The sequence below is a fragment of the Cellulomonas septica genome (genome assembly GCF_012396155.1).
In the GTDB taxonomy this organism is placed as follows: Bacteria; Actinomycetota; Actinomycetes; order Actinomycetales; family Cellulomonadaceae; genus Cellulomonas; species Cellulomonas septica.
This window is the reverse complement of record NZ_JAAXOY010000395.1, coordinates 1-3,261: the sequence shown is the minus strand read 5'-3', so window position 1 is coordinate 3,261 and position 3,261 is coordinate 1. Positions and strand designations below refer to the sequence as shown.

Genomic DNA, 3,261 nt, shown 5'->3' with positions numbered 1-3,261 from the left:
GGACGCCTTGCCGGGCGTGCCGCCACGCCGCTCCTGCGGGCTCATCTGGTCTCTCCGATCGCCTGGTCGACGCCTTCCAGCGCGTCGATGTCCGGCAGGTAGGGGGCGAGCGGGGGCAGCTCGTCCAGGCTGGACACCCCCATGCGCTCCAGGAAGTATCCCGTGGTCCCGTACAGGACCGCGCCGGTCGTGGGCTCGGTACCGACCTCGGCCACGAGGCCGCGCGCCGTGAGCGTCCGCACGACGCCGTCCACGTTGACCCCGCGCACCGCCGACACCTGACCGCGCGTCACGGGCTGCCGGTACGCGACCACGGCCAGGGTCTCGAGCGCCGCCTGCGTGAGCCGCGCGGTCTGCCCGTCGACGACGAAGCGCCCGACGACGTCGGCGTACGCGGGTGCCGAGTAGATCCGCCAGCCGTCCGCGACGGGTCGCAGCTCGAAGCCGCGCGGCCGGCCGCCGCGCTCACCGCGGTACTCGGCCACGAGCTCGGCGAGCAGCGCCTCGACGTCCGCGACGGGCAGCGCCAGCACCGCCGCGAGCCGCACGGCCGGGATCGGCTCGTCCGCGACCATGAGCACCGCCTCGAGCGTCGCGAGCGCGCCGCCCGGCAGGTCCTCGACGTCGAACGCGAGCTCGTCGGGCACGGACGCGTCCAACGCCGCGGCGTCCTGGACGTCGTCGTCGACCTGGTCGTCGGTCATGCGGGACCTCCATCGTCAGCGAGGGTGCGAGCCTCCGGACCCGGCCCCGAGTCGTCGGGCACGGCGTCGTCGGGCACGCCGTCGTCGGGCACGCCGTCGTCGAACACGGTCCCGTCCGGCGCTGCCGCTCCCCCGGTCGTGTCGAGCTGGTCGAAGTCGTCGGACACCTGCACGTCCCCCTCGGCCGCACCCGTCCACCGCACGGTCAGCTCCCCGAGCGCCTCCACCTGGTCGAACGCGACGGCACCCTCGCGGAAGAGCTCGAGCAGCGCGAGGAACCGGGCGACGACCACCACGGTCGCGTCGGCGTCGGCGGTCAGCGAGCGGAACGACGCGGCGCCCGCGTGCCGCAGCCGGTCGACGAGCACCGCTGCCTGCTCGCGCACGCTCACCGCGGGCGCGTGCAGGTGGCTGATGTCGACCGCGGGCGGACCCGGCTTGGGCGCGAGCGCGCGCGCCGCGAGCCTGGCGAGCTCCTCGGGCCCGACCTGCCAGACGAGCTCCGGGAGCAGCGCGGCCAGGTGCGGCTCGAGCGTGACGGTCCGCGGGTACCGGCGCCCCTCGGTCGCGAACCGCTCCGCGAGGTACCCGGCGACCTGCTTGTACGCGCGGTACTGCAGCAGCCGGGCGAACAGCAGGTCGCGCGCCTCGAGCAGCTCGAGGTCCTCGGCGTCCTCGACCTCGGCGCTCGGGAGCAGCCGCGCGGCCTTGAGGTCCAGCAGCGTCGCGGCGACGACCAGGAACTCGCTCGCCTGGCTGAGGTCCCAGTCGCGCTCGTGGTTGCGGATGTAGCCGACGAACTCGTCGGTCACGCGCCCGAGCGCGACCTCGGTGATGTCGAGCTTGTGCTTCGCGATGAGGCCCAGCAGGACGTCGAACGGCCCGCTGAAGTTGTCGAGGTGGACCTCGAAGCCGTGCGCGCCCGCCGGCGCCGGGCCGGCGGTCGACTGCTCGGGCGGGAGCGCGCGCTCGTCAGGCGGCGTCGCCACGGGCGACGAGCTCACGCGCGAGCTGCCGGTAGGCCGCCGCACCCGCGTGCGACGGGGCGTACGTGGTGATGGGCTCGGCGGCGACGGTCGCGTCGGGGAACTTCACGGTGCGGCCGATCACGGTGTGCAGCAGCGTGTCGCCGAACGCCTCGTGCACGCGGGCGACGACCTCCCGCGCGTGCAGCGTGCGCGAGTCGTACATCGTCGCGAGGATGCCGTCGACCTCGAGGCGCGGGTTCAGCCGGTCGCGGACCTTCTCGATCGTCTCGATGAGCAGCGCGACGCCGCGCAGCGCGAAGAACTCGCACTCGAGCGGGATGACGACGCCGTGCGCCGCGGTGAGCGCGTTGACGGTCAGCAGCCCGAGCGACGGCTGGCAGTCGACGAGCACGAGGTCGTAGTCGTCGAGCACGGGCCGGAGCACGCGCGCGAGCACGGACTCCCGGGCGACCTCGCCGACGAGCTGCACCTCGGCCGCCGACAGGTCGATGTTCGCCGGCAGCAGGTCGAGCCCGGGCGTGGCCGTCGGACGCACGACGTCGGCGATCTGCGCGTCGCGCTCCATCAGCAGGTTGTAGACCGTGCGGTCGAGCTCGTGCGGGTTGACGCCGAGGCCGACCGACGCCGCTCCCTGCGGGTCGAAGTCCACGACGAGGACGCGGCGCCCGTACTCGGCCAGCGCCGCCGCGAGGTTGATCGTGGTCGTCGTCTTGCCGACGCCGCCCTTCTGGTTGCACATGGCGATGACGCGGGCGGGACCGTGCGACGCGAGCGGAGCCGGCTCCGGGAAGAGGGGCAGCGGTCGTCCGACGGCGTCGAGCTGCGGTTCGGTCGTCTCCTGGCTCACCACGCGGGACAACCTACCCGAGCGGAGCGTGCGATCACCGGAGGACGGCCCGTGCCGACACGATTCGGGCGACCGCTCACCGGGCGTGGGGGTGCGCGGCCGCGTACGCCTCGCGCAGCTCGTCGTCCTGGGACGTCGCGTAGAGCTGCGTGGTCGTCACCGAGGCGTGCCCGAGGAGCTCCTGGACGACCCGCACGTCGGCCCCGCGGGCGAGCATGTGCGTGGCGAACGAGTGACGCAGCGTGTGCGGCGAGATGCCGTCGGCGTCGATGAGGCCGGCGCGGTGCGCCGCGCTGCGCAGCACCGCCCACGCGCTCTGCCGGCTGAGGCGCGCGCCGCGCGTGTTGAGGAACAGCGCGAGGCGGTCGGTGCCCGGCCCGCCGACGGTCAGCAGCGGCCGGGAGTCCGTGAGGTAGTCGTCGAGCGCGCGCACCGCGCGGCGCCCCAGCGGCGCGACCCGCTGCTTGGCGTTGCCGGCCGCGAGGCGCACCGAGGCGCGCCTCTCTGCCCGGTCCACGTCGCGCAGGTCGAGGCCGACGACCTCCGAGATGCGGGCGCCCGTCGAGTAGAGCAGCTCCAGCAGGGCACGGTCGCGCGCGGGCAGCGGCCCGTCGCCCTGCCCGGCGGCGTCGAGGAGCCGGTCGACCTCCTCGATCGAGATGGCCTTGGGCAGCCGTCGCGGCTGCGCGGGCGCGCGGACCGACCACGTCGTGTCGTCGAC

At 74.6% G+C, this 3,261-nt stretch carries 4 protein-coding genes; all 4 read right to left on the bottom strand.

The window, feature by feature from the left end; translation table 11 throughout:
* Positions 1 to 41: 41 nt before the first annotated feature.
* Positions 42 to 704, bottom strand: a complete 663-nt coding sequence (gene scpB, locus HGA02_RS13825; protein WP_168679496.1) for an SMC-Scp complex subunit ScpB — start codon at positions 702 to 704, stop codon at positions 42 to 44.
* Positions 701 to 1,708: a segregation and condensation protein A gene (locus HGA02_RS13820; protein ID WP_425483065.1), complete on the bottom strand. Its 1,008-nt coding sequence runs from the start codon at positions 1,706 to 1,708 to the stop codon at positions 701 to 703. Before HGA02_RS13820 ends, scpB begins: the two co-directional genes overlap by 4 nt.
* Positions 1,677 to 2,543: a ParA family protein gene (locus HGA02_RS13815; RefSeq protein ID WP_124342195.1), complete on the bottom strand. Its 867-nt coding sequence runs from the start codon at positions 2,541 to 2,543 to the stop codon at positions 1,677 to 1,679. The genes HGA02_RS13820 and HGA02_RS13815 overlap by 32 nt, the downstream gene beginning before the upstream one ends.
* A 73-nt stretch (positions 2,544 to 2,616) precedes the next feature.
* A partial coding sequence (locus HGA02_RS13810; RefSeq protein ID WP_168679494.1) for a tyrosine-type recombinase/integrase occupies positions 2,617 to 3,261 on the bottom strand: 645 nt, incomplete at its 5' end.

Bases quoted from the DNA above. Each gene is read 5' to 3' on its own strand.
- scpB (WP_168679496.1), bottom strand. From the start codon at position 704: ATGACCGACGACCAGGTCGACGACGACGTCCAGGACGCCGCGGCGTTG.